The 25,222-nt window shown below is 34.1% G+C and carries 13 protein-coding genes; all 13 read left to right on the top strand.

The window, feature by feature from the left end:
• Positions 1–10: 10 nt before the first annotated feature.
• The gene (locus R6X41_RS04845; RefSeq protein ID WP_318497977.1) at positions 11–1,789 is read left to right on the top strand and encodes a RagB/SusD family nutrient uptake outer membrane protein; all 1,779 of its coding nucleotides are present in this window, start codon (positions 11–13) and stop codon (positions 1,787–1,789) included.
• Between the two features lie 173 nt (positions 1,790–1,962).
• Positions 1,963–4,098, top strand: coding sequence for a beta-xylosidase (locus R6X41_RS04840; protein WP_318497975.1), 2,136 nt, complete (start codon positions 1,963–1,965; stop codon positions 4,096–4,098).
• A gap of 67 nt (positions 4,099–4,165) precedes the next feature.
• Entirely contained in the window at positions 4,166–6,664 is a 2,499-nt protein-coding gene (locus R6X41_RS04835) for a carbohydrate-binding protein (protein WP_318497973.1), read from the top strand.
• 537 nt (positions 6,665–7,201) lie between these two features.
• Positions 7,202–8,143, top strand: coding sequence for a T9SS type A sorting domain-containing protein (locus R6X41_RS04830; RefSeq protein ID WP_318497971.1), 942 nt, complete (start codon positions 7,202–7,204; stop codon positions 8,141–8,143).
• A 154-nt stretch (positions 8,144–8,297) separates the two neighbouring features.
• The gene (locus R6X41_RS04825; protein WP_318497969.1) at positions 8,298–9,803 is read left to right on the top strand and encodes a hypothetical protein; all 1,506 of its coding nucleotides are present in this window, start codon (positions 8,298–8,300) and stop codon (positions 9,801–9,803) included.
• A gap of 95 nt (positions 9,804–9,898) precedes the next feature.
• A complete protein-coding gene (locus R6X41_RS04820) occupies positions 9,899–12,496 on the top strand; it encodes a carbohydrate-binding protein (protein ID WP_318497967.1) in 2,598 nt (865 codons plus the stop codon).
• A 45-nt stretch (positions 12,497–12,541) separates the two neighbouring features.
• On the top strand, positions 12,542–13,933 hold the full coding sequence (locus R6X41_RS04815; RefSeq protein WP_318497965.1) for a glycoside hydrolase family 43 protein: 1,392 nt from the start codon (positions 12,542–12,544) through the stop codon (positions 13,931–13,933).
• 5 nt (positions 13,934–13,938) lie between these two features.
• Positions 13,939–14,748, top strand: coding sequence for a 3-keto-disaccharide hydrolase (locus tag R6X41_RS04810; protein WP_318497964.1), 810 nt, complete (start codon positions 13,939–13,941; stop codon positions 14,746–14,748).
• A gap of 127 nt (positions 14,749–14,875) precedes the next feature.
• Complete coding sequence (locus tag R6X41_RS04805; RefSeq protein ID WP_318497962.1) at positions 14,876–16,345, top strand: nucleoside hydrolase-like domain-containing protein; 1,470 nt, start codon at positions 14,876–14,878, stop codon at positions 16,343–16,345.
• A gap of 372 nt (positions 16,346–16,717) precedes the next feature.
• Positions 16,718–19,084, top strand: a complete 2,367-nt coding sequence (locus R6X41_RS04800; RefSeq protein WP_318497960.1) for a glycoside hydrolase family 3 N-terminal domain-containing protein — start codon at positions 16,718–16,720, stop codon at positions 19,082–19,084.
• Between the two features lie 115 nt (positions 19,085–19,199).
• Positions 19,200–20,006 carry an acetolactate decarboxylase gene (budA, locus tag R6X41_RS04795; RefSeq protein ID WP_318497958.1) on the top strand — a complete coding sequence of 269 codons (807 nt, stop codon included), beginning with the start codon at positions 19,200–19,202 and terminating at the stop codon, positions 20,004–20,006.
• A 166-nt stretch (positions 20,007–20,172) separates the two neighbouring features.
• Entirely contained in the window at positions 20,173–22,917 is a 2,745-nt protein-coding gene (locus R6X41_RS04790) for an alpha-L-rhamnosidase (RefSeq protein WP_318497956.1), read from the top strand.
• A 159-nt stretch (positions 22,918–23,076) separates the two neighbouring features.
• Positions 23,077–25,221 carry a polysaccharide lyase 8 family protein gene (locus R6X41_RS04785; protein ID WP_318497954.1) on the top strand — a complete coding sequence of 715 codons (2,145 nt, stop codon included), beginning with the start codon at positions 23,077–23,079 and terminating at the stop codon, positions 25,219–25,221.
• Position 25,222: the final 1 nt, after the last annotated feature.

The following is a 25,222-nucleotide window of genomic DNA, read 5'->3' as shown; positions in this document are numbered from 1 at the left end:
ACATTTAATAATGAAAATATATATTAAAAAAATAGGAATTCTATTTTTTGCAACGTTTATCTTAATTAGTTGTAATGAAGATTTCTTGGATAGATATCCGCTAGATGAGTTAAGTAATGAAACGTTTTGGAAAACGGAAAATGATTTACTTGTATACAACAACAGTATCTATGATCTTTCAAAAAAGGATAGTGAAAATACCGTGTTATTTGGGCATGATAATTTATGGAGAAGTAGCCTTGCAAGTTACCAATACTTAGATGCTTATACAGATAATTTAGCACCTCCAGCGGGAGAAGGAAGTGCAAATAGAGCTAAAGATGTACGTGCAGGAATACAAATTCCTGGAGGTAGAAATTCATTTGGGTATCAAGGATGGGATTTTTTAAGGGCTGTAAATGTAGGTTTAGACAACTACCAAAATGCAACTTCTTTAGATCAAACTGTAATTAATAAATATGCTGCTGAAGCACGTATGTTTAGAGCTTGGTTTTATTATAATAAAGTATCCTTATTTGGGGATAACCAATGGATTGATACTGAATTAACAACAGAGTCTCCTGAGTTATTTGGAGAAAGAGATCCACGTGACTTTGTAATGGAAAAAGTATTAGAGGATATTAATTTTGCAGTTGCTAATATCCCTACAGACTGGGGGCTTGGAGAAGATCCTGGTAGATTAAATTATTGGGATGCATTGGCTTTAAAAGCTAGAATTTGTTTATTTGAAGGTACTTGGCAAAAATACCATGGCGGTTCTAATGCTAATATGTGGTTACAACAAGCTGCAGATGCGGCAAAAACATTGATGAATAATGGTGGGTTTACCTTAAATGATACAGGAGATCCAGCTACTGCTTATAATGATTTACACCGTTCTCAAGATTTAACAGGAAATCCAGAGATCATTCATTGGGTAAAATATGAAACGGGAATACGGAATAATAATATTATGAAATATTATGTTTATAATTCTGGAGGCGCAACAAAAAGTGCTGTTGAAGATTATTTATGTTTAGATGGTTTACCAATTTCATTGTCTCCACAATATGCAGGAGATGAAGAAATTGAAGATGTATTTATCAATCGTGATCCACGTTTAAGACAAACCGTTTTGGCTCCAGCAGATAAAGACTATTATGAATATAATAAATGGGATGTAAATCCGTATCCAAGGTTTGCGAATATGAATATGTCAGGAGGTAAATCTTCAGGTACAGGATATCATATGATCAAAACCTATGTAGCAAGTGTTCATGCGGGAGCGCATAACAGTGGTTCAACTCCAGGTGTTGTATTCAGATTAGGAGAAACCTTCTTAATTTATGCAGAAGCTTTAGCTGAATTAGGAACAATTACACAAGAAGATTTAGATGTGAGTATTAATTTATTACGTGATAGAGTTGATTTGGTACATTTAACAATGAATCCTCCAATGGATCCAAGATACGCTAATGAAGGTATTTCATCGTTACTCGTTGAAATTAGACGTGAACGTAGAGTTGAATTGTTTAGTGAAGGCTTTAGATATGAAGATATCAGAAGATGGAAGCAAGGTAGCAAATTAAATCAACCAGATTTAGGCCTTCGTTGGAATGAAGCTGCAATAGCAAGATATCCAACTGCAGAACCTAAAATAACTACTGTGGATGGAAAAGCATATGTAGACCCTTATAAAGATACAAGTTGGGGGACTCCTTCATTTGATGAAAGTAAAGATTATTTATGGCCAATACCATTAACAGATTTAAGTGAAAATCCAAACTTAGGACAAAATCCAGGCTGGTAACCAAAACTAAAGTAAGCGAATTTAAAAAGCCAAAATCTATAACAGTATAGATTTTGGCTTTTTCTGTTAAACAGAAAAAGTGTAGAACATGCTTTCAGTACAGTTCAGTACTCTATTAACTATTAAAAAAGTTAGTTTTGAGAGTCATTTTAATTCAATTAATCTAATTTAATATGCTTAAAATATACCTCTATAGTTTAGTTGTTCTCCTATTCGTTGGTTGTAAAAACAATTCAAATTCACAAAACGATGAAGTTCAAGATAAGGTAGCTTTTCTGTTAAGTGAAATGACACTTGAAGAAAAAATAGCAGAATTAACACAGGATGCTCCAACAAACGAACGCCTAGGAATTCCTATAATGAATTACAGCGAATGTTTACATGGACTTTGGTTAGAAGGGGCGACCGTTTATCCACAGGCTATTGCTCTAGGAGGAACTTGGGATCCAGAACTTTTACGAGAAATGACTACACAAATAGCTAAAGAGGCTAGAGCTGCAAATTTAACCCACTGTTATTCTCCTAATTTAGATGTTATCTCTGGAGATGCACGTTACGGTCGTGTTGAAGAATCTTATGGAGAAGATCCATATTTGGTGTCTAGAATGGGGGTTGCATTTATTCAAGGCTTACAAGGTACTGGTGATGAATATTTAGATGAGAATCACATTCTGGCAACTGCAAAACATTTTGTTGGTTATCCTGAAAACAGAAGAGGAATTAATGGAGGTTTTAGCGATATGTCTGAGCGTAGATTGCGTGAAGTGTTTTTACCTCCTTTTGAGGCTGCAATAAAAGAAGCAAATGTTGGGTCTATTATGCCAGGTCATCAGGATTTTAATGGAATTCCTTGTCATATGAACGAGTGGTTGCTTAAAGATATTTTACGTGACGAACTTGGTTTCGATGGAGTTATAGTGTCAGATAATAACGATGTTTCTCGTTTAAATTTAATGCACTTTATTGCTGAGAACAGAACAGAAGCTGCTATTTTAGGTTTAAAAGCAGGCGTAGATATGGATCTAGTTATTGGTAAAAGCCCTGATAATTCCGCATATATCAATTACGTGTTATTAGATACTTTAAAAAACGATGCGTCATTGGTAAAATATGTAGACCAAAGTGTATCTCGTATTTTAACTGCAAAATATAAATTAGGTTTATTTGAATCTATGGGTAAGGTGTTTCCAGATTCTATTGTAAGTAAACCAGAAAGTCAAGCTGTAGCATTAAAAATTGCTAAAAAGGCGATTACTTTATTAAAGAATGATGGTGGTTTATTACCGCTTGATAGAGATAAAATTAAAAGCATTGCTGTTATAGGGCCTAATGCAGCAGAAGTGCGTGATCAAAATGGGAAGTATCCCCAATTGGGTGGGTATGCTGGGATACCTCCATATTATACTTCTGTTTTAGAAGGACTTCAAGATAAATTAGGTGAAAAGATTCAGATTAATTATGCTGAAGGTGCACCTTTAAAAAGTGAATCTACAGATGGTTTTGCAAAAGCTATTGAAGCTGCAGAAAAATCGGATGTAGTTATTTTAGCAATCGGTGGATCTACAGAAACATGCGGTGAAGGTTATGATAGAAATGATATTGATTTATTTGGAGTTCAAAACGAATTGGTTGAAGCCATTTATAAAACAGGAAAACCTATTGTTGTGGTTTTAATAAATGGAAGACCGTTAGCCATAAATTACATAGCAGAACATATTCCTTCAATTTTAGAAACATGGTATTTAGGTATGGATTCTGGAACGGCAATAGCAGAAACGATATTCGGAGATAATAATCCTGGTGGAAAATTAACGGTGTCTTTCCCACGTTCTGTTGGCCAAATTCCAGTAACCTATTTAGAACGTCCGGATTTTATAGGCTCGGGGAAAGGATTGTATAAATTTTCAGATAAAACCCCTTTGTTTCCATTTGGCTTTGGACTGAGTTATACCACATTTGAGTATTCTAATCTAAAATTACAAAATCAAAAAATTAATCGTGATGGAGAAACAACTGTTTCTGTAGATGTTACAAATACTGGAGACGTTCTCGGAGATGAAATCGTGCAAATGTACGTGAGAGATAATTTTGCATCGGTAGGGCGTTATAATAAAATGCTGAAGGGGTTTGAGCGTATTAGCTTAAAACCGGGAGAAACAAAAACTATATCTTTTGAATTGAATTCAGAACATTTAGCTCTTCTAGATAAAAATCTAATAAAGGTCGTAGAATCTGGCGATTTTACGATTTCAGTTGGTAAATCTTCATTAGATAAAGATTTAAAAACGATAACATTAAGTGTAAAATAAGTTTCGTTTTTTACGTAATTATCAAAAAATAAATTAGGATAAAATAAATTTCAAAAACTTCAAAATTATGACTAAAACTACTCAATTTAAGCTTTTTCTTAGCCCTAAGAACCACTTTGCTTTATTAATGTTTCTAGTTGTTTTTAGCTTTAAGATACAGGCGCAAAGCTATCCGTTCGAAATTAGTGAAAATATAACGGCCACTTTAGAGGTGCAGACAGAAAATAAAGAGCCATTTAGAAACCCATTATTAGGCTACAATATTTTTGGATTTAATTCGGAAAAGGATAAAGATCTTATAAGAGAATTTGATCCTACAACAATAAGGTTTCCGCATGGTTTGTTTGCGAATTGGTACGACTGGAGAGCAGATAAAACAAGAGTTTTTGGAGAGGAAACTTTTGATTATATACATAGAGATGACGAGCCGAAAGAAACAACTATAGATCATATAGATGCCATAAATACTTTTGATAATAATAACATTAAAGTAGGTATTGATGGTATGACACAATTAAATGCAGAACGTGAAATAGCCCAAGGTACAGGCTTTGATGTTATTTGGACTTTTAATATGAGTGCCGATAGCGAAGCAGGAGCAGATACTACTGAAAGTCCTGAAACCGTAACACGTTATGAGGATTTAAAAGCGCGTGGTTTTGAGGTAAAAGATATAGAGCTTGGAAATGAGAATTTTTATCCTGGCCAGCGCAGTTCTTTTATCCCTAATGCAAGTGATTATATTGCCAGAGCAAAATCAATGGCAAAAGATTTAAAAGCAAAAGATCCTAATATTAAAGTATCTATTCCTTTGCTAAGAAGAGGATCTTGGGTTGATCCAAATTGGAATTCTAAATTAACGCAGGATTTGACTTATTTTGATGCCGTTACGGTACATACTTATATTGGATCAGACCCTGATAATTCAGAAAATAGTGATCATGCATATAGCACTGCATTAACAGCAAGAAAAAGTTTAGAAACCTCAACCAATGATTTTGTAAGAGTATATACAGGAGATAAACCGATTTGGTTAACCGAATGGGGGGTGAAATCGGGAGGGCCAAATGCTGCTTCTGTGTTAGGAATGGCAGATTGCTATTTGTTTATGTCTGAGAATCAAAATATCTATCAACGTGCGAATTGGTTTAGTGTGAATGGGAAATTAAATTCTTTTGTCGAATTTGATGGAAACAATATTAAATATCCCTTAGAGAAAACAGCTTACGGCTTAACTCACAATATTTTAAAAAATGTATTTGAAAACAGTACGATGTTGTCAAGTATAATGACAACAGAAAATCTTGAAGAAGGTGTGAAAGCGGTTACAGCTCGCGTAGTTACCAAAAATGGAAAAACGACAGTACTTGTATTAAACCTAACAGATAAATCGGTGCCATTTACATTACACTTAGATGGTGAAAAATACACAGAAAATTTCATACATAAAGCCATGCATTTCGATAATTTAGGTCAAGAGCGTAGTTTACCATTCGAGGCAGATCCTATGGACACAATAAAGGAAGGTTCAGGTGAGATTACTTTACCAGCCTTATCCATAAATACGATTGTTTTAGGAACTGATAAAGAAGATACTATGCCAACAATTGCATTGACTTCACCTTTGCCGTATTCAACTCACAATACAGGAAAATTGATTAAAATACAGGCTAAAGCTTCCGATCCTGATGGGACAATTAGTAAAGTAGAGTTTAGGATAAATGATATACTTTATAATGTTACAGATAAAACTGCGCCCTATGAAGATAATTTTACACCCATAGAGACAGGTACTTATAAAATAACAGCTGTGGCGACAGATAATGATGGAAATACGAAAGAAGTGAACTCACTTATTTATGTGACAAAACAAGAGCCTTATTTAGGCGAAGCTGTTTCAATTCCAGGACGTGTAGAGGCCGAAAATTATGACTTTGGTGGTCAAGATTTAGCTTATAACGATAACGACTCAGAGAATAGAGGGGGTGCGTTTCGTTTGGGTGAAGGAGTAGATATTGGTCTTACAAGCAGTGGTGGTTTTAGTGTTGGTTACGTGGCAATCGGTGAATGGATAGAGTATACTGTAGATGTACAAGAAGCTGGAAAATACAATATTGTAATTAATTATTCTTCAGGAAAAAATGGAGGAGGAACGTTAGATGCAAGTTTAGAAGGTGATGATGTGTTTAATGGGTATTCATTACCACAAACAACCTCATGGACCGATTATCAAACAGTAACATTAAAAAATATAGATTTAAAACAAGGTGAACAGATTTTAAGACTTACTATAAATAGTGGGGGGTATAATTTAGATTATTTGGAATTCAAGTCTAGTACTTTGTCAATAGACGACCATGTTATTACTCAGTTTAAGGTATTTCCAAACCCAAGTAAATCAGGTCAATTTACATTGTCTGAATCATTAAATTGGACCGTGTTTAGCGTGAATGGTATAAAACTTATAGAAGGCAAAGGCGTTTTAGTTGATGTATCTAAATTTGCTAAAGGATTATACGTTCTAAAAACCGAATCTGGATTAATTAAGAAATTAGTTTTCCACTAAATAAATAGGTTAGCAATTATAAAATAAGGCCTCTAAAATTAGAATTGGAAGCATAAACAACTAGTCGGTTAATTTTGAGTTAATCGGCTAGTTGTTTTTTGTGCTAATGCTTGTTTTTTAGCACAGTTCAGTGCATTAAGGTGAATTTCTAACAATATATTATTCTTATAATAGGCAGTCCATTCAATAATAAATTAGAGTAAAATAGATTCAAACCCTTTAACTAATTATAAAAGCTAAACTATCAGGACTTCATTGTGCTTATCATGTTTCTTTCGTCAATTGTAAAAAGTACCTGTACTAACTCGGTATTTACGGCTAGTTTTTACAAAGCCTAGCGATAGAATTTCTAGCTTTTCATCTAAACTCCATTTCTTGTATTTCATATCTCAAAGGTATTAATTGAAATTTAAAATATCACTCCGAACTTATAACGGGCTATACTATTCAATAGATCTATCAGTACAGTTCAGAACACTTTAACTAACTCCTATTCTTAGCTTTGGAATATTGATAACCAAATTTAACTAATTAGATATGAAAACAAAATTACACAAAACATTATTCATAAGTGCATTTGCATTTATAGGACTACAAACAGTAAATGCACAAACTCCTTATTCAGGAACACCTTATGGTGGTAAAGCTACTGTTGTAGGAGAGAAAGTAGGATCTTCAACAAAAATCCAACTTGAAAATTTTGATTCTCTTGGAGATGCATTCCCAAATGGTTTTAATACCGGTGGGGAGCCAGGAAAACCAACAGCGGGTAGTAATACATTTGGTACCTATTGGGATAAAAGTGTAGGAAATTCAGGTAGTGTAGAGTTAAGAGCCGGTTCCGATGTTGATTTAGAAGAGGATACAGATGAAGATGGAAACCCTAGAATATTTGTAACGGGAAATCAATCTGGCGAATTTCAGTGTTTTACAGTAGAATTTGCTAAGTCAGGAACATATACTTACAGAGTTAATTATATGTCTTTTGCCGCTGCAGGTAAGAATCATCAAGCATTTATTTATAATACAAATAATTTTGATGTAGTAAGTAAAGTATTGTTTAATACGTTTGACGAAGAGGTTGGTGTTTTGCCAAAATCGGATAACGATGGAGCTACTGGAGTAACATTCCAAGAATCGCAACCAGGAAAAACATTTGAAGTGAATGCAGGAACTTATGTAATTATGAACAAAATGTTAGATGGAGGTCCAAATTTTGATTATTTCACAATTACCATGGAATCTGTGTTGGGCGTAGAAGATGAAAAATTAGAAGTTAAAACAATGAAAGCATATCCAAATCCAGCAATCGATGGTCGTTTTAACTTGAGTTTAGATGGGAAGTGGGATGTGTATTCTATGTTAGGTGTTAAAGTTTTAAGTGGTGAAGGTAAATCGGTAGATTTATCTACTTATGCAAAAGGTGCCTATATTTTAAAAGCAGAAAACAATATCTCTAAAATGTTGATTTCTAAATAAAATTTTTAAAAGTCTCGTGTTTGATTTTTTATTGATAAATCTGTCTAATTTATTTTAGACAGATTTCTATAAAAATGCTCCTGTTTAATGTATCCAAATGCATGAAATAAATTCGATTGATTATATAAAATTAAGTATAACTAAAACTAATAAAATGAAGAATATTCCTTACATATGGTTACTATGCGTTGTTATTTGTGCATGTTCAGGACCAGATGACGGTTTGCCAACAGATGATGATAGTGATAATGGTCCACATTGGTACGATGATTTAGATTTGCCTTTAGCGGATGCTACAGGTTACCCGTATGATAGCAGCAAAATGATAACGGCAACCCTAAGTATAAATTCAAGTTCTAAAATGTTGGCCAATAATTTGCTGTTAGGAACTAACTTTGGGAATTTTACGACGGCAGACGATCAAGAAATAATTCGATTTTTAGACCCCGTTACTGTGCGTTTTCCTAGTGGTGTTTGGTCTAATTGGTATAATTGGGAAGATGACATTTCAGAATACGATCCTAACGATCCTTACGATATTGGAGAATTTCATAGACGTGTTATGGATACTTGGGCTTTAGCAGGAACTAAAACTGGTTTCCCTGGAATGACAGAGTTACATAACGAATTAAATTTTAATACACTTTTTACATATAATATTAATTACGATACTGCAAAAAAATCTATAGCAAGATTAAGAGATAGTGATGCCAAAGGTTTTGATGTCAAGTATATTGAATTGGGTAACGAGCTTTTTTGGGAAGACCAGAGAAGTAGTAGAGTGGCCACTCCAATACAATATTATTTTACAGTTAAGCCAATCGCAGACTCCTTAAAGGCAGAAAAACCAAGTTTAAAATTATCAGTGCCTTTTGGCTGGAGAGAAAGTCAAGCAGGTTATAATGCACAGGTATCATTAACAAAAGATTACTTCGATGCGATTTCATTGCATAAATATATCGATCCAGAAAAAAATTCTGAATCAGAAGTTAAGAGTTCAGATGCGTACAAAGAAGTTCTTTCAAGTCGTATAGGTCTAAAAGAATCTAGCGATTTTGTATTGCGATTTGCACCTGGGAAACCAATTTGGTTAACGGAATGGGGTGTGAGTTGTGGTTTAAATGCAGCATCTTTTTTAGGTCAAGCAGATGCTTATTTGTATTTATTCGACAATCAAGATATATATGAGCGTGCGGAATGGTATGGGTTAACAACTGCTTTAAATCCAATGTACAGTTTCTCTGATGAAATTTTGGATAATCTTGGACGTCCTGAAAGATCGTTACGTAATATGAGAAAAACGGGGCATGGTGCCGTATATGAAATTTTGCGTGATGTCTTTGAAGATAGCGAGATTTTAGAAACTACAGTTTCTACAAGAATATTAGCGGAAGGGGTTAATGCTGTAGAAGCAAAAGCAGTGACTAAAGATGGTAAAACAGAAATATTTGTTCTTAATAAAACAGTTAGAAGTGTCCCATTTAGAGTAGAGCTTGACGGTAATTTTTATGAAGGCTCTCAAAAACATGAAGCCATGTCTTTCAATAGTCTTCAAGACAATAAATATTTAAGCACAGACGAAAACCCATTAACTTTAGTTAGCGAAGGTACCGAAACGATAGTATTACCACCTTTTTCTGTGAGTAAAATTACTTTGTAATTATTTAAAAAGAAATAATTAAGATAGGGGCCAATAAAACATCAAATGTAATGGTTGATATTTTATTGGCTTTTGTTATAACCTAATTGTAGATCATGATAAAAAGAGTATTGAATAACAATGTGATTTTTGAAAGTATTAAAAATCTTATTGGCATTATCTTTATTCTTTTAGGGCATAGTGGTTTATGTCAAAACCCTGTTTTTACGCAACGATATACCGCAGATCCGACAGCTTTAGCACATAACGGGCGAGTTTATATCTGGGCATCACACGATGTAGATGGTCAGAACCCTTATCAAATGAACGACATTACGTGTATGTCTTCGGCCGATATGGTGAATTGGACAGATCATGGTGAGGTTTTTAAAACACCAGAAAAGGCTTCGTGGGCAACTCATGCTTGGGCACCAAGTGTGGTGTATAGAAACAATAAATTCTATTTGTATTTTGGAGATGGAAATCGTGGTATAGGAGTGGCGGTAAGCGATAGTCCTACTGGGCCTTTTGTAGATGCCATAGGAAGTGCCTTAATTACGAAATCGACACCAGGAGCAAATGTAAGTTGGGTTTTTGATCCTTCTGTTTTTATAGATGATGATGGACAAGCGTATTGTGTATTTGGTGGTGGAAATAATGGTGGAGATAATGCTAGAATCATAAAGTTAAATGATGATATGATTAGTGTTAACGGCGCAGCAATTTCAGTTCTTGCTGAAGGGTTTTTTGAAGGTGCATATCTTAATAAACGCACTGTAAATGGTGTGAGTAAATATTACTACTCCTATTTTAGAAACGATGGTCAGCAAGGGATTGATTATATGATTAGTGACAACCCCATGAGTGGTTGGGAATATGGAGGAAGAATTCAAGGCCAATTAGGTACGACAAATGGAGGTAATAATTTACACGCTAGTCTTTTTGAATTTCAATCCAAATGGTATATCGCTTATCATACAAGACAAATAGCAAGAGATAGGGATGTCCAAGATTTAAGGCAACGTTCAGTATGTGTAGATGAATTGTATTTTAATGATGATTATTCAATTAAGCGAATGGTCTCAACTTCTACTGGATCAAAAAACATTGGGTATGTAAATCCGTTTATGCGAATTGAAGCAGAAACTATGGCAACACAATCTTATTTGTTACCGGGAATAGAAACAGCCCCAAGTACAGATACTGATAATGGGAGAGCAGTTACTGAAATAGATAACGGAGATTGGATAAAAATTGGTAATGTTAATTTTGGAGATGGTGCAGAAACATTTTCGGCAAGGGTTTCTAGTGCAGTAAATGGAGGTAGTATCCAGATTTTATTAGATAGTGAAACTGGAATATTAGCAGGCAGTTGTGTGGTTCCCGTAACAGGTAGCAATAATATTTGGCAAACAGTAAATGCTACACTTTCTGGAGCAACAGGTGTGCATGATGTCTATTTGAAATTTGTAGGCACTGCAGATGGTTTTTTATTTGATTTTAATTGGTGGGAATGCTCTTTAGTTTCAAATGGACAATTACCGTATAATGAATTAACAAAAATTCCAGGGATTATTGAGGCTGAAAATTATGATTTAGGAGGAGAAGCTATCGCATATCACGATATAAATACAGCAAATAGTGGCGAGGTTTACCGCACAGATGGTGTAGATATTTCAGAAAAAGCTATAGGGCAATTTGTTTTAACAGATACCGAAAATGGAGAATGGCTAGAGTATAGTGTTTATGTTGATAAACCAGGGATTTACGCCTGTGATATTCAATATACGGCAGCAACTTCAAATTCAAAAATAGGAGGTTTATTTATTAACGCTAAGACTGTATTGTTTTCTAATATAAACTTAACGAAAACAGCGAATTTAACAGATTTCGAAACTCAAACTATTGATGCTATTTTATTGGAAAAAGGAGTGTTTAAATTTCGTTTAAATATAGAAGAAGGTGGTTGTGAAATTGATAAAATTGAATTCAAATTTGTGTCTAATCCTCCAGTAATTCAGAAACCATATCTAGATATAGTGAGGGAAATTCCAGGTGTTGTTGAGGCTGAGGATTACGATGAAGGAGATGAGGGCTTAAGTTATCATGATTCCGACGATACTAATAATTATGGTCAGTACCGGACAGATGGTGTAGATGTAGGTTTAATTAATACTGATGAATATAGTATTGTAGGCGTTGTTACTGGAGAATGGGTAGAATATACGGTTAATGTTCTTGAAGACGCCATGTACGATGTCGACTTTATATATGCATCTAAAATAGAAGGTGTTATTGGTATGGAGTTTTTTGATGAAAGTATTATGCTCTTTAATGATCTAGACTTAGTAACCACATCTGATTGGAATACATATCAAACAATTACAAAATCAAGTGTCGCTTTAACGAAAGGTATCCATATTTTAAGAATAAATGTCTTAGCACGAGGTTTCAACTTAGATAAAATGGAATTTCGAAAAACGGAGAGTTTATCAATTAATAACAACACGTTTAAAAACACTTTAAAAGTTTTTCCAGTTCCAAGCTTTGATGGTCAATTCCATTTAAGTGAAACTTGTAAATGGCAAGTTTATTCAGTTTTAGGTGTTAAGATTTCAGATGGAGAAAGCAATAATGTAAATATTTCAAATTTTTCAAAAGGCATGTATTTTATTAAAACAAAATACGGTACTAGAAAAGTGCTTTTTAATTAAATAGAATTTTTAGTAATGATTTTGAATCAAAATAATAACAAAGGAATGAAAAATAGTTTAGCTCTAGTCGTATTCGCTTTAGGATTGACAATAAGTAGTGCACAAAACCCAGTTATATCACAGCGTTATACCGCAGATCCTACAGGGTTAGAATATAATGGACGTTTGTATTTATGGACGTCTCATGATATAGATGAACAAAAACGTTATTGGATGAATGATATTACTTGTGTATCTACAGACGATTTACAGAATTGGACAGATCATGGAGAAGTGTTTAAAGCACCAGACGATATGCCATGGGTAACACAAGCATGGGCACCTTCCGTGATAGAAAGAAATGGTAAATTTTATTTATACACAGGTGATGGGAATAGAAGTGTAAATGTGTCTGTAAGCGATAGCCCTACAGGTCCTTTTGTAGGTGTTGGAGGAAAACCATTGATTACTAAAGACACACCAAATTCCAATGTAGAATGGTTGTTTGATCCTACCGTGTTTATCGATAATGATGGACAAGCCTATTGTGTTTTTGGAGGAGGACCTACTAAAATTCAAGAAGATGGAAAGCGAAGAAAAAATGGAAGAATTATTAAATTAGGTGATGATTTGGTAAGTACTGTTGGAGAAGCTGTATTAATTGATGCTCCTGGTTTTTATGAAGGTGGGTTTATTAGTAAGCGTACAGTTAAAGGGAAAACGAAATATTATTTCTCATACTTTACCAATATTGGTGACGGAATGAATATTGATTATATGATGAGTGACAACCCTATGAAAGGTTGGGAATATAAAGGAACCGTTTTAAAACAACCGGCAGATAATTATAACAATTCTCACGCTAGTGTGTTTTCATTTAAAGACAAGTGGTATTTGGGTTACCATACAAGAAAAGTTGCAACAGATAGGAATGTAGAGAAACAGATAGCAATGAGACAACGTTCTGTTTGTATAGATGAATTGTTCTTTAATGAAGATGGTACGATAAAAGAAGTGGTGCCAACTCAAGAAGGACCTAAACAAATAAAGTCTGTAAATCCATTTGAAAAAAATGAAGCAGAAACTATGGCCGCACAATCTTATTTATTACCAGGGATAGAAACTGGAGTGTGTAAAGATAAAGACGGAGGTAGAATGGTAACGGATATTGAAAGTGGAGATTGGATAAAAGTTTCAGGGGTCGATTTTGAAAATGGAGCGAATAATTTTCAAGCAAGAATTGCAGCCCAAAATAGTGGTGTAATTGAAATTAGATTGGATAGCGATAAAGGTGAATTAATAGGACGTTGTGAAATTTCATCAACTGGAGGCTTAGATAACTGGAAAACTGTTGATTCTTCTGTTAAAAAGGTAAAAGGAGTACACGATGTTTATTTTAAGTTTTCTGGACAAGGCGCCAATATGCTCAACTATAACTGGTGGCAATTTGAAAAATAGAAATTATGAAATTTAAATTAGGATTATTCTGTGTTATTGCTATTACAATCTGCGCTTGTAAAACGCAACAAACCAATACTGATAAAGACGGATTCGTTACCTTATTCAATGGTGAAAACTGGGATGGATGGTATATAAAAATCAGGAACAATGATGCCGATTTAGCACATGAAGTATTTCAGATTGAAAATGATATGATTCATGTATTTAAAGATGTTCCTGAAGGTTCTGAAATTGAAAATGGTAATAACCCAACGCATGGGTTATTTTACACAGACAAAACCTATAGCAAATACATCCTTAAGTTTGAATACAAATGGGGGAAGAATAAAGCAAACAACTATGCGCAGTTTCAATATGATGCGGGATTATATTATCATGTTATAGATGATAAAATTTGGCCAAAAGGGATAGAGTATCAAGTACGTTATAATCCAGAAACAGATAAAAATCATACTGGTGATTATTGGGGACTAGCACCTTATAATTGGACTGCGAACGAAAACAATCAATTTGCGTTTATTGAAGATGGCGGAAAACCACAACCACCAAGGGCTTATGAGCATCTAGCAAGTTCAACCAGAAATTTTAACGGTTTAAACGATAAGTGGAATCAATGCGAAGTTATTGTTATGGGTGGTAAATATTCCATCCATAAATTAAACGGAGAAATTGTTAACATGGCGACTAATTTTGTAGTTAGTGAAGGTAAGATTGGATTCCAATCAGAAACTGCAGAAATATATTATCGTAACATACAAATTAAAGAATTTGATGAATTCATACCTGCTGATAATTTTACTAAAAAAAGATAATTGAACTAAATTGTTTAGGTATTCAGAGAAAATATAAATACTCAAAAAAAGTATGCTTAAGTATTAATATCAGTAAAAAGAGAATAAAGCTGATAGTTTTAAATCACTAAATTAAAATTCGTAATACATGAAGAAAATAAGAATAATTGTACTGCTTTTATTAATATCTCTTCCAAATATATTACAGGCTCAATCGTCAAGACAACGCTTAATTATATTAGCAGATATGGGACATGATCCAGATGATGAACAGCAAATTGTTCATTTATTGATGGGGTCTTATAAATTTGATTTGGAAGGATTAATTACAGTCACAGGTCGGTTTTTTCGAAAGAATCCTACAGAAACAGTAAAAGATTTAAGGCCCGAACTTTTTTATGAAATTATAGAGGGTTACGAAAAAGTATATCCAAATTTAAAATTGCATGCTGATGGTTGGAAAACACCTGAATATTTAAAGAGTATTGTTGCTAACGGACAAGCTGGTAATGGTATGCAAGATGTTGGTGAAGGGAGAGCAACCGCTGGATCTAATTTAATTATTAATTCAGTGCTAAAAAATGATGACAGACCTCTAACCATAATCGCTAATGCAGGGACCAATACCCTTGCGCAGGCGTTGTATGATTATAGAACATCACATACCAAAAAGGAGTTAGATGCTTTTGTGTCAAAATTGAGAGTTTTTGATAATGGAGGACAAGATGAATGTGGCGCTTGGATATGTCAACAATTTCCAGAAATATTTTGGATAAGAAGTAATTATCAAACAAGATGTTTTGGTGGTCCTGCTAATAATGAATTAGGACCAATAACGTGGCAGCCTTATGAATATAGTCCAAAAGGGCAACATAATTGGGCTAATGAAAACATTCAAACAAATCATGGTGCACTTGGTGCATTGTATCCCGATCGTAACGTAGATAATACATTTCATTTTTTGGAAGGTGGAGGTGCTATACCTTGGATGGGAGCTTTAGTTCCTGGACTCTCAGATATTTCAAACCCATGGTGGGGAGGATGGAGTGGAAGATATTCTATGGAGAAAATTAAAAACGTGCCTGGTTATTCAATTGTTGTACCAGATGAGTTGCAATATTATCCTTATTCGGCTTTCACTGATGGTGATGGGGTATCCGACAAATGGTTAAACCCAGAAGATGGTATAATGTACGATGGTAAATATACGGCCGTTTGGCGTTGGAGGCAAGCGATGTGGAATGATTTAAAATGCAGAATGGATTGGTGTGTAGAACCTTTTAAAAATGCAAATCATCCACCAGTGGTAGCAATCAATGGCAATACTGAAGAAAAAATTCATATGATGGACGTTCAAGCTGGGGAAACTATTTATGTAGATGCTTCGGCATCTTCAGATCCTGATAATGACCAACTAGATTTTAATTGGTGGATTTATAAAGAAGCAGGTACTTATAACGAAGAAATAAGTTTGCCTAATTTTAATAATCCAAATATCTACTTAAAAGTGCCTGAGAATGCAAGTGGTAAGAGCATTCATTTGATATTAGAAGTTAAAGACAATAATAAAATAAGTAGTATGTATAGTTATCGGAGAATCGTTTATTCTGTAAAATGAGAATCAATAATAATAGTAGATATCTAAATATAAAATAAGTAAACATGAATAAAGTAAAAAAGAGCCTTCTTTTTTTTGAGTGTTACAAAACATGATTGGGTTCTTGAAAGTGGTGATTTTGAGGTGTTAATTGGGTGCCTCTAATCAAGATATAGGTTTGAAAAAAACAATAATAATTGATTAAATAAAAAGTTGAATAACCGGTTGATCTCCGGGTAAATTAATATTAACCACTTTTTGGCTATTGATTAAAATTATACAACAAAGTACGCAGTACTTATTGAGTCTCATTTTGATATTTTCCTTAACAGTATTGTGTCTTGTTTTTAATTAAAAAATTAAAATTAGTTGAAATTAAAATATTATAAACATATGAAAAAAAAGTATTTATATATTTTTATAGGCCTAGCATTTAGTTCTGTACTATTTACTTCTTGTAAAAAGCAAAACAGTTTTGATGATAAACAACCAAACAAAGATCAAGCGATCTATAAAGATCCGAATGCAGACATTAATGATAGAGTTAATGACCTTCTTTCAAAGATGACTTTGGAAGAAAAGACTATGCAACTTAATTCGGCATCTATACGTAAATCTGCGGCCGTAGAGGAAGGCGTAGAGCCTATTGAAAGTTCGATTGAAGAGCAGATAAAAAACGGAATCGGTTTTATCGAAAACACATTCGATCAACGCATGCCAGATCAAAGTGTGGATATGGTTAACAGTCTTCAGCACTATTTAAAAGACAAAACACGTCTTGGGATACCCGCAATTATTGGAACAGAATGCTTACATGGTCATGCAGGACGTAATTCTACGGTTTTTCCAACACCTTTAGCCATGGCATCAAGTTGGAATACAGAGCTTGTAAATGAAGTCTTTGATGTTATAGGTCGAGAATCAAGAGCAAGAGGTGGACATGAAGCTCACACTCCAGTTTTAGATATTGGCAGAGATCCACGATGGGGGCGTATTGAAGAAACATATGGGGAAGACACCTATTTGACAACGCAAATGGGACTTTCAATTATTTCAGGTTTACAAGGAGGTACTTCAGGAAATCCAGGGTTAACCCATGTTATTGCATCACCTAAACATTTTGCAGGTTATGGACAAGTAGAAGGTGGTAGAAATTTTGCAGCAACACCTATTGAAAGTAAAGTGCTTTTTGATGAAATATTACCACCTTTTAAAGCGGTTGTAGAACAAACTAATGCTTTGGGAATGATGGCATCGCATTGCGAAGTTGACGGCGTTCCAGCTCATGGGAATAAATGGCTCTTAACCGATTTGTTAAGAGAAACCTGGGGGTTTAACGGTATTGTGGTATCTGACTATAATGACATAAAACGTCTTGAAGAATTCCATCATATAGCAGCAACAACTCAAGATGCAGCAAAGTTAGGACTTATTGCAGGTATGGATATTGATCTACCTTCTTCATCGGCTTTTAAATACCTAAAAGAAGTGGTAGAGGAAAACCCAGAGCTTGAGAAACAACTTGATGCGAGTGTGAAAAGAATATTACGCTTAAAGTTTATGTTGGGTTTATTTGAAAATCCATTTACTGAAACAAAAGGTGTTAGTGATTTTATTGGTAATGAAAAACATGTGGCGCTGGCAGAAAAAATGGCGACAGAATCTATCGTTTTATTAAAAAATGCCAATAACCTTCTTCCTTTAAATTTAAAAGCCATTAAAAACATAGCTGTTATTGGTCCAAATGCCAAATCGGATGAAATGGGAACATATTCTATGATAAATGATGATGTTGTTAATATTTTGAAGGGGATAACGAATTACGTAGGTAAATCGGCTAAAGTTAATTACGCTGAAGGAGGCAAGATTGCCAAATTTGAAAGCATAAATGGACAGGATGCTTTAATAGAATATACAGAAGCAGAAGAAAAGGAATCGATAAACAAAGCCATTGATCTTGTTAAAGAATCAGATGTTGCCATTGTTTGTGTTGGTGGAAATGAAAAAACGAGTCGAGAAGCATTTTACAGGCCTGGAATTGCAGGAGATCGATCTTCAATAGATTTGCTGAGCAACCAGAATAAATTAGTAATGGATGCTATAGCTACAGGAAAGCCCGTAATCGTTGTATTAATGGGAGGAAGACCTTACGCAATTCCAGAAATTGCAGAAAAAGCCTCTACCATTGTAAATACCTTTTACCTAGGACAAACGAATGGAGATGCTTTGGCAAAAGTGATTTTCGGGGATGTAAATCCATCCGGAAAACTAACCGTTAGCATGCTACATTCTGCGGGTCAGATTCCATTTTATTATTCTATGAAAGCAAACTCTTTCTATAAAGGATACTGGGAAACACCACCAACTCCAGTGTATGCATTTGGTCATGGGTTGTCGTATACATCGTTTGAGTACTCAGATTTAAACATTGAAAAAGAAATCTTTGGAATAAACGAAGCAGTTACATTTTCTGTAAAAGTGAAAAATACAGGAAAAATAGATGGTGCTGAAGTTACACAAATATATTTTAGAGATAAAGTGGCTTCTGTAACACGCCCTGCACAATTGTTAGTGCGATTCGAGAAAGTATGGTTAAAAGCAGGTGAAGAAAAAACATTGACGTTTACTCTAAATCCAGAAAAAGATTTGTCATTTACCGGAATAGATTTAAAAAAGGTAGTTGAACCCGGTGATTTTAATTTGATGGTAGGAGCTGCTTCAGACGATATACGATTAGAGCAAACGTTTAGTTTAAAATAATTTAAAATCTTTGGAATGTACCAATTCCAGATAGCTCGATAATTTTGAGACTTATTTTAATAGATAATTGGTTTTACTTTTGTTAACTAATAATAAATCTTAATAAAATCAACTTATGAAAAATCTAATGTACCTCTTGACCATTTCTATATTTGTATTTAGCTGCAAAGAGAAAGAACCTGAAATTATAGTAAAATCAGAAACCATGCAACAGCAAAAAAACGAAACCAATGTGTTTTATCATTATTCTATTTGGGAAGCTTTTGTAAATAAAATTTACGATGGTACGTTAACAGCTTCAGAATTAAAACAAAAAGGAGATATCGGTTTAGGATCTTATAATGCTTTAAATGGGGAGTTAGTCATGTTAGATGGTATTTTGTATGAAGCTTTGGGCGACGGGACAGTTATTGTGGCAGAGGACAACGCTAAAATAGCCTATGCCAATAGTGTTTTTTATAATGAAGATAAATCCTTTAAATTAGAAAATACCGTTAACTACGACAGTCTTAGAAAGCAGCTTAACGAAAAAATTAACTCTAAAAATTACTTTTATGCCTTTAAAATTCATGGTACGTTTGAAACCTTAAAATTGGGAGGTGTTCCAAAACAAGAAAAACCATACACCCAAGGTTTGGATGTTTTAATCCCCAATCGTCCTGTTTTTGATAAAGAAAATATCACAGGAACTATGGTTGGTTTTTTCTGTCCGGAGTTTATTGGTAAAATTAATGTGGCAGGATATCATTTGCATTTTGTGTCCGATGATAAAAAATCTGCAGGTCATGTAATGGAATTTTCAAACGCCTCAAATTTAACTGGTGGTTTTGATGAAATAAGTAAATATCAATTTGATTTACCTGAGACTCCAGAGTATGATGCCGTTAACTTGGAGAAGTCCTTTCAGTATAATAAAAAGTAACTGTTCAGTTTTAATTATTAGTTTGATGGGATTACTCGTAAAAAAAGCCAATATCAGGTATTTTGAAATTTAAGTTCTTTTTCAGTAGAGAACAGAACAGTTACGTTAAACCGTATAATTATATTTAGTTTTTTGGTTTCAATAAATAAAAAACAAATATAATTACATGAAAAGCATTCAAAAATTAGCATTTCTAAATGTACTATTAATAATCTGTAGTAGCTCATCTTCAGCGTTCGCACAACACATTAAAGTAGATGATTTGGTGACCGAGTATCATAAAAATCCGATAGGTATAGATGTTGAAAAACCACGTTTAAGTTGGAAGTTAGTTTCTGAAACCTATGATGTTATTCAAACTGCCTACGAAATTCGTGTGTCGAATGCAGAATCTGGATTAGAAAAAGAAAAGGAGTTAATATGGTCTTCTGGAAAGATAGAATCAGACCAATCTACTAATATAAGCTATGAAGGACGAGACTTAAATTCGTCTGAACGTGTGTATTGGCAGGTTCGTGTTTGGGACAATAAAAACAAAACAAGTGCTTGGAGTGCTGTTTCTTTTTGGGAAATGGGCGTGCTTAATCAGAACGTTTGGAAAGCAGATTGGATTACCATGAAGGGGGAAGAAAAATCTAAAACTTCTTTGCCTAGTCAATATTACAGAAAAGATTTTTCGGTTTCTAAAGACGTTAGCTCTGCAAGAGTGTATGTTACCTCTTTAGGATTGTACCACATGTTTATTAATGGGGAAAAAGTTGGTGATCAGGAATTTACACCAGGATTTACAAGTTATAAAAAACGTATTCAATACCAGACTTACGATGTCACTAAAATGCTTAAAAAAGACAATGCTATTGGTGCTATTGTTGGCGATGGTTGGTATCGTGGGTATTTAGGTTGGGACGGATTGCGTAGTTATTATGGCGATACTTTGGGGTTGTTTGCACAGTTACATGTCAATTATAAGGATGGGACAAGTGAAACAATTACAACAAACGATACCTGGAAATCGAGTTACGGACCTATTCAAAAATCAGATATTTATAATGGAGAAACCTACGATGCAAGATTAGAAATGACAGGATGGGCAACTGCTAATTTTGATGATTCAAAATGGAAACAAACAACCGTTTTAAATCATTCAAAAGATATTTTAGTTGCTTCAAACGGATTGCCTGTAAAAATAACACAAGAAATTAAACCTGTAAAAACGATTACAACGCCAACAGGAGAATTGGTTTTCGACTTGGGGCAAAATATAGTTGGTTGGGCACAAATTAAAGTTCAAGGAAAGAAAGGAGATACCATTACCTTAAAATTTGCTGAGGTATTAGACAAGGAAGGGAATTTTTTTACTAAGAATTTAAGAGCTGCTGAGGCGACAGATCGTTTTATTTTGAAAGGAGATGACGTTGAAGTTTTTCAACCACATTTTACCTTTCATGGATTCCGTTTTATAAAAGTTGAAGGAGCAACACCTGTAGCAAACGATATTATAGGGATGGTTATTCATTCAGATATGAAAGAAACCGGAACATTTACAACTTCAGATCCTTTAATTAACCAATTGCAAAGTAACATTCAATGGGGACAACGTGATAATTTTTTAGATATTCCGACAGATTGCCCGCAACGTGATGAACGTGTGGGGTGGACCGGAGATACGCAAGTCTTTAGTATGACTGCGGGGTTTAACTTTAACGTTGCATCATTTTATACTAAATGGTTAAAAGATCTGGCTTTAGATCAACAACCAAATGGAGAAGTACCAAATGTTATTCCTGATATGTGGAATAATAAAATGGGAGGCACAACAGGTTGGGCAGATGCAGCCGTTATCGTACCATGGTCAGTGTATCAAACATATGGAGATACGAGAGTTTTAGAAGAGCAATATGAGAGTATGAAAGGGTGGATAGAATACATGAAAAAAAATGCAGGCAATAATTATTTATGGGATCAGGATCGATGGCATTGGGGAGATTGGTTGGCGTTTCATTCAGAAAATCCAGATTATGCAGGTTCTGTTACCGAAAAAGATTTAATCGCGACTGCCTATTTTAAATATTCAACAACTTTATTTAGTCAGATAGCTGAGGTGTTAGGACATAATGAGGATGCTAAAACATATGCAGCTCTTGCAGAAAAAATAAAGGAAGCTTTCATTCAAGAATATATTACACCAAACGGGAGGTTAATGTCGCACACGCAAACAGCTTATGCTTTGGCTTTATCTTTTGATTTAGTCCCAGAAAATCTAATTCAAAAATCGGCTGATTATTTTGCTGCCGATGTTGAAAAATTTGGTCATTTAACCACTGGTTTTTTAGGAACACCATTACTGTGTTCTACATTATCTAAAATAGGAAGAGACGATTTAGCGTTTATGTTATTAAACCGAAAAGAATATCCGTCATGGTTGTATCCTGTAACTCAGGGAGCAACTACTATTTGGGAACGTTGGGATACTCAAAAACCTGATGGAACAATTATAGATGGTATGAATAGTTTTAACCATTACGCATATGGGGCTATTGGAGAATGGATGTACAGCCACATTGCAGGCTTACAGATAGATTCTAAAAATCCAGGTTATAAACATACAATTTTAAGTCCGCATCCAGGAGGAGGTTTAACCTATGCAAAAGCAGAAACAGAATCGCTTTACGGCACTGTAGCTTCAGAATGGAGTATTGAAAAAGGAGTCATGACTTATAAGATTGTAGTTCCTGCAAATACGACAGCAACTGTTATTTTGCCAAACGCAACGTCTAAAAATGTAGCTGTTAATAGTGAAAAAGGAAAAATGATTAAAAGTGTTGAATTGATTCAACGTGATACGACTTCCACGACAGAATTAGGTTCAGGGACTTATGTTTTTAGTTATAAAATGGATAGTAAAAAGTAATAAACCAAGTGATTAATAAACAAATTTAGCTCATGAATTTCTTCTTAATTGAAGTTTTTTGTGGGCTATTTATATAATTTCTATGCAGTTTGAAAACGAAAAATATAAGTCGTTATTGTTTTAATCATTTGCATCAATGAATATTTAAAAAGTATATATATGACAAATTTTCCAAAATTTTCACTCCGAAATATTTTTAAAAGCATTTTAGTGTTACTGATTATTTGTTCTACTTTTAGCTGTGATAAATCGCATACTAAGTCAGGAAAACAAGTTGTTACTTATCCTGAAAACTTACAAACACTTCATCAAAATATAATCGATTATTATCTTAGTTTTCCTGTTGACACTGTGCAAGTTGAAAATTTACAGCTACGATTACAAGACGACGGGGCTTGGCCAACTCTAATAGATTATACCAACACTGCAAGAGGGAATTGGCCTGTAAAAGAGCATTTAGAGCATGTGCAAACTTTAGCGAAGGCATACCAAACAAAAGAATCCAAATTTTATCATGATGCAAATTTATCAGCTCAGATTCAAAAATCATTAAATTATTGGCTGGAACACGATTTTTTAAGCACCAATTGGTGGGATCAGCATATTGGTGTTCCTGAACTATTAGCACCTACGCTTTTTTTAATGGAGGATGAATTGTCGCAACAACAAATAGAGCAATCTTTAGTGCTATTACGTCGAGCTAAAATTAAAATGACGGGACAAAATAAAGTTTGGCTTTCCGGTAATGTATTGATGCGCTCTTTATTATCGCGTGATATAGATTCTGTAGCTATTGCGAGTAAAGCCATTCAAGACGAATTGAAAATAGCCAATGGTGTAGGGATTAAAGCCGATTATTCGTATCACGAACATGGGGCACAATTGCAGTTTGGTAATTACGGATTGTCATATCTAGAAGATATGATAAAATGGTTTTCCATAGTTAATAATACAGATTATCAATTCCATAAAAATAAAATTGAAGTTTTACGTAATTTCGTTTTAGAAGGTCAGCAATGGGTGATTTTTAAGGAGAAAATGGATGTTAACGCTTCAGGTAGACAAATTTTTAAAGATGAACCAGAAAGTAAATATTTGCGTTTAAAGGCTTGTATCGAGAAAATGGAAGCCATAGATTCTAATGATACTGAAGCATACAAAAATGCTATGAATTCCGAGGTTCTAACTGGAGATAAACATTTTTGGGAGTCCGATTTTCATGTGCACCGTCGTCCAGATTTTTACTTTTCTGTAAAGATGAGTTCCGAACGTGTTATTGGTACAGAATCGGTAAATAAAGAAAATATTCAAGGCTATTATTTAGGCGATGGTGCTACTTTACTATATGCTAATGGCGATGAATATAACAATGTGTTTCCTTTTTGGAATTGGAAAAAAGTTCCCGGAACTACAGTTATTCAAGATACTTCAGCTTTACCAATTATCAAAGCTTGGGATTTTAAAACGAATGGTGTTTTTGTTGGGGGAGTTACTAATGGAGAAGATGGTGTTTCTGTAATGGATTATGATCGCGATGGTTTAAAAGCACACAAATCGTGGTTTATGTTTGGAGATAAAATAGTGTGTTTGGGTAGCAGCATTCAGGCGAATACTAACTTTCCTGTAGCTACAACTATAAATCAAGTATTCTTAAAGCCAGATCTTATGGTTAGTCAGAATGAAAAGATTAGTGGGCAATTAGAAAAAAATCAATCATTATCCCCAGATTGGATTATGCATGATGGAACGGGTTACCTTTTTCCTGAAGGCGGAAAAGTAAACATTGAAACTCGTTTTCTAGAAGGCAGCTGGAACAAAGTCGCCAAAAGATACCGTCCAGAAATTTTAACAGAAAGCATATTAAGAATGTGGTTCAATCATGGTGAAAACCCAAAGGATGAAAATTATAGTTATGTTTTGGTTCCTCATGCTACAAAAGATGACATGCTAGACTTGCATAAAAACAATCCTTTTGAAATACTAAATCTAAAAAGACAACAATCTGTTGTAAATACCAAAGAAAATTTAGCAGGAGTTGTTTTTTATGAACCAGGAAATTCAAAAATATTTGGAGGTGTTTCAGTAGATAAACCTTGTGTGATTTTGCTTAAAAAGCTAGATGTAGGTTTGGAAGTTTCTGTTAGTGACCCGACACATAAAATAAAAGCTATAAATCTTATTTTTAATGGAAATTATCAAGGTGAATTTGCAACAAATCAACAAAATAAAACTGTTGTTTCATTACAATTTCCTCAAAATAATCAGGCAGGAAAATCAACTACATTTCTATTAAGGAATAAATAAA

Origin of the sequence: Formosa sejongensis (genome assembly GCF_033447105.1) — a bacterium.
Lineage (GTDB): Bacteria > Bacteroidota > Bacteroidia > Flavobacteriales > Flavobacteriaceae > Formosa.
This window is presented reverse-complemented; position numbering and strand designations above follow the sequence as displayed.